Origin of the sequence: Deinococcus detaillensis (assembly GCF_007280555.1) — a bacterium.
Taxonomy (GTDB): domain Bacteria; phylum Deinococcota; class Deinococci; order Deinococcales; family Deinococcaceae; genus Deinococcus; species Deinococcus detaillensis.
The window spans coordinates 1-4131 of the sequence record NZ_VKDB01000062.1 but is presented as its reverse complement, the minus strand read 5'-3'; the positions used below and the strand labels follow the sequence as shown (position 1 = coordinate 4131).

Genomic DNA, 4131 nt, shown 5'->3' with positions numbered 1-4131 from the left:
TGCGCCCCCTGCGTGATCCCGACACTCTGGAAGCCTACTTTGAACGGATTGAATTGTGATCTGGCCTCCAAGGGCGGATTTCTGTTCTTACTCTAGTCAGACCCCACGCTGCCGTCATATTGATCCGGACGAAATCCAGCCTGCCTGCTTTGATGTTGGGAGAAACCTTGAACCCGCCTGACGGATGTGGGCATTCCCAGTTTCCACGCCTTCGTCCGAGCCTACAAAGCCCATGAGCGGGCCGCCCTCAACGGTATGCCGATTCACCGGTACAAAAGCGCGAATGCCCGTGAAGAGCAGTGGGACTATGACCTAATTGCTGAAGAGGTGAACTGGGAATGGTGAAACGGCGTGGTCTTGCCGATCTGCTGCGTAGTGAAACACAGTGTCTGGGATAGAGTCCCGGAGAAACAGAGTCTGTTTAATACAGATAAACAGACTTCCATAGAAGCAGACTCTGTTGGTTTGGGCGAAACGAACAGAGATCGCAGTTCCCCTGCTCTCTATTCTGCACGGTACCGCGTCTGATGAATCACAGGCAAGGTCAGATGCCTACAGAGAGACAGAATCTGTAACTAACAGATTCTGTCTCTCTGTAAAATTCTAAGAAGCTTCTGGTTTTTCAGATCTGAAGCCCCGCGATCTCTCCCAGCCGCCGGAGGATCAGCTCTTCCCGAACCTGACTGGCAGCGTCCGGCAGCAGGGGGTAGGCAAGGGTGTCAAGGAACGCTGGCTGTGTGAGCAGGCCGCGCGTCGTCGTGGACAGAAACGTCCTCACGTTCTGGTCACTCTGTACAATCTCGGCGACCACTTCAGGCCTTCCGTCGAGAACCGACATGACGTCGCTGATGTCATGGCTCATCCTATAGTCGCGCTCACCCCGTCTCTGGAACGCCACCAGTTTGGTTGCCAGGAAATAGGGAGCGGTAATGACCCGGACGTGCAGGCCATCTGTCAGCTTCAACACCTCGGTGTGCTGGATGGCCAGTCGATACCAGGGATTGCTAAACTCCAGAACCTGCTCGTCCGTCGGCATGACATCCAGGATCAGGTCGCCGTTGCGAAAGCGGCAGATGGGCGCACCCTCACCACGATCTTCGTAGAATCCCTGCCGGTTGAGGGCGGTGGTGAGTCGGCGATAGCCAGTCCGCTTCGTCTCGACAATGGCGTCAATATCCAGGGTCTCCTAAACCTCCGCTGCAGCGGTATCCCTGATGAACAGAGAGGTCGTGCTGCCTCCGACAAAGACCAGCTGTTCGGCTACTGGGCCGAGGCGGCGGACAGTCTCGGTCAGCCGCCGCAGGTTCTCCGCAGTGCTCATGAGTTCACTGGGGTGAGCAGGCGCTCTTCCAGGAGCTCGCTGGCCAGGTGTCGTTCCCGAGTACTTCCGCCCCGCAGCGCGTCAACCAGTGCGGGCCACTCGTAGAGCCCTGAATCTTGCCAGGCAGCAAAAGGCGCGGAGCGGTAGAGGGGCGTAAAAGCCTGGCCCCGTACTGGACCGTCAGGATCTGGCCAGACAGGGGGTGGGTCGTCACCCTGCACGATGAACGCATTGAGCGGTGGCGCGGCGTAAGCCGTGGGCAGCCCCCGGGTGAGTTCGCCGCGCTCAGCAGGCAGGAGTACGGCACGCCGTACTGGAGCACCCCACGGACCGCCGAGCGGACAGGGAAGCCCATCCCGTTTGACCAGACGGGCGTGTTTGAGCCGTTTCAGACCGGCGTGGACCTCTGAGGCACTCATGGCCTAGGCTGGCAGCCAGCTTGGCGTGCGAGGTGTAACCGGATTGAAGAAGTTTGAGGAGGACGAGGAGGTCTTGAGGCTTGAGCATGGCTGTAACAGTGAACCCAGAGTTAAGTTGTGTTATCTATGGGGGTACCTGCGACTGGCCGTCCACAGGAAGGAGAATCCCGGCCGGACCAACCTGAGATGAGTTTTTCATTATGAGTAAACTGAACAGGCGGTTGAGGGATCTCACCGTGCCGCTCATTCAGTCTTGCTAAGGGAAATCTCAGTCTCCGAATGCAAGATGACTCAGGCGATGATTTCGTCCTCTGAGATGATGCACCTCGCCCCTCTTACTCACCGTCTTTGCTGATTTGACGGAACGGCTCTAGATCCGGACACGACTCCTCTTCCGGTCTCCAAGTCAGCGTATCTGGAGCCCACCGGCCTGCCATTCGCCCTGGCAGGTTTTGTGCGACCTTACCGGGGAAAGCGCGGATGACACCCATGATCTCTTCAAACCCGGGCAGATTCGTCCAGTTGGCTTTACGGCAGTAGCGACTCCATTGCCCGACCAGCTCAGTGTCCTGACCAAACGCCGGGCTGAGCACCAGCGAAAGATCCGCGAGTGGCGTACATCTGGCCTCGAAGCTGCGCCGCATGGCTTCACTCAGATCGTGCGCCGACATGTCACGGGCACCTTCACCCGGCAGCGGCGAGGGAGGATCGTGGCGGGCGATTTGCCACAGGTCATGGAAGTCCTTCATCCGGGTATTCGCCACGTTCAGCTCGACCATGGCAGCGAATTTTTCAGCGATGATCTGTTCGAGCGGATAGACCCGCATCCTGACGGCCTGTGGGATCACCAGCCTCGGGTACGTCATGAGGCAGACGCCAGGGTGAATGACACTTCCAAACGAGAGATCGAGGTCGACGATCTGCCGGGATCCGCCCAGATACGCGGTCAGCCTCACGGCAGTCACCGGGTGCGCGGCGGAATCTGGTGTCAGCACCTTCACCTGCACTTGATCTGTGGGAAATGTCAGATGATCGCCAAAAGGCTGGTCACAGATCTCCTCGACCCAGCCGCGTATTTCCTCCAGGGACGCGGCTGGACCGGCGGATGCCAGGTCGAGGTCGCGGGTGGGACGCCCCAGGGCGCGGTAGCGGGCAAAGAGGCTGGCCCCGCCCTTGACGACGAAGCGCTCCGCGTGGCGGCTGGCGTCCAGCCGGGCCAGGAAGCCCTGGTGCGCGTAAGCCATTTGCAGCGGCATTACCCGCAACTGTTCTGGCGTCAGCCCGAGGGCTGCACCTTCATTTTTCAGCCGCGCGATAATGCTGGCGACAGGATTCTTGGCAGCTGGATCAGGCACGTAGCACCGCCAGATCAGCGCGGATCATACGTTCCACATGGCACACCTGGGCAGCAGCCAGCAGAGGGGCGGTCGCTCCCGGCGATCCCCCAGGGCCGCCGCGTGCCAGGTAGGTCTTGAGGACGGTGAGGTAGGCGCTCCTCCCAACTTTGTTGCGCCGGGCACAGAAATCGGCGACGGTCTTCGCGGCGTCGAAGGTGCGCAGCAGGACACCGCTGCTCAAATCGGTGGTCTGGCCGTGGGTGTAAATGGCATCGGTCATCCAGTGAAAGTGAACGCCCGCCGCTTGAGGAGTTCGACCGACGCGCTTTCTCGGGAGCGCGAGGTCGATCTCCAGCGGTTCGGTGGTGGTAAGACCCAGCAGACTGGCGGCGCTCTCTAGGCAGGCGACGCCCCAGGGAAAGCGGAGTTGCAACTCGGCGAGTCGCTCGGCGTGACTGCTTGCCGCGCCGCCCGCCGAGGGCAGGGCATAGACGCCTCGCTCGACCCGTTCAAGCTTTCCCCGCTTGATCAGGCGAGTGAGTTCCACGCCCTCGAACCCGGCAGTTCTCAAGCGGGCCGTTGTGATGAGGCGCTCAGACGCGGGAAGGTGATGTTCGATCAACGTCACCCAGCGTCGCTCAAACGAAGTGTTCAAATCGTTAGTCATATCTACTGTAGAAGGTATCACTTCCGAACATCAGAGACGGGTACTTGATCCACTGCTGGTTCCCACGAGAAGAACCTTGCTCCTGCCTTCTCCCCGGATTTCGAGCACCGTAGGCTCGGGCCTTGATCTGGAGACGCCGATCCGAGGGTAATGTGTTATCTATGGGCACGATTCTGACACTTGACCGCTACCGCGCCGCCCCCCTCGACCGGGCCAGGGGCTGGAATGACCTTGAGACAGGGGAGAGGAGACGCCGCGCTGTGGTTGCTGTGAGAGACAAGGACGGGGATGGGCTTGCCCCGATTTTGCGTAGTTGAGGTTAAGCGGCTGTAGATTGGCGTTCGAAGTCGGCGGGTGTCAAGTAGCCTAGAGACGAGTGGCGGCGCT

5 protein-coding genes are annotated in these 4131 nt (G+C 59.9%); 1 reads left to right on the top strand and 4 read right to left on the bottom strand.

The genetic code is table 11. From position 1 onward, the window contains the following. The first annotated feature begins 186 nt into the window (after window positions 1–186). Entirely contained in the window at window positions 187–345 is a 159-nt protein-coding gene (locus tag FNU79_RS19315) for a hypothetical protein (protein ID WP_185974823.1), read from the top strand. A gap of 277 nt (window positions 346–622) precedes the next feature. Here FNU79_RS19315 and FNU79_RS18685 read toward each other — a convergent pair whose 3' ends face one another. From FNU79_RS18685 to FNU79_RS18670, 4 genes are all read right to left on the bottom strand, one after another. Continuing rightward, on the bottom strand, window positions 623–1036 hold the full coding sequence (locus FNU79_RS18685) for a hypothetical protein (RefSeq protein ID WP_143722300.1): 414 nt from the start codon (window positions 1034–1036) through the stop codon (window positions 623–625). 281 nt (window positions 1037–1317) lie between these two features. Next, window positions 1318–1740, bottom strand: a complete 423-nt coding sequence (locus tag FNU79_RS18680) for a hypothetical protein (RefSeq protein ID WP_225430201.1) — start codon at window positions 1738–1740, stop codon at window positions 1318–1320. A 335-nt stretch (window positions 1741–2075) separates the two neighbouring features. After that, the gene (locus FNU79_RS18675) at window positions 2076–3095 is read right to left on the bottom strand and encodes a nucleotidyl transferase AbiEii/AbiGii toxin family protein (protein ID WP_143722299.1); all 1020 of its coding nucleotides are present in this window, start codon (window positions 3093–3095) and stop codon (window positions 2076–2078) included. Beyond that, window positions 3088–3744 carry a type IV toxin-antitoxin system AbiEi family antitoxin domain-containing protein gene (locus FNU79_RS18670; protein WP_143722298.1) on the bottom strand — a complete coding sequence of 219 codons (657 nt, stop codon included), beginning with the start codon at window positions 3742–3744 and terminating at the stop codon, window positions 3088–3090. The genes FNU79_RS18675 and FNU79_RS18670 overlap by 8 nt, the downstream gene beginning before the upstream one ends. Window positions 3745–4131 lie beyond the last annotated feature (387 nt).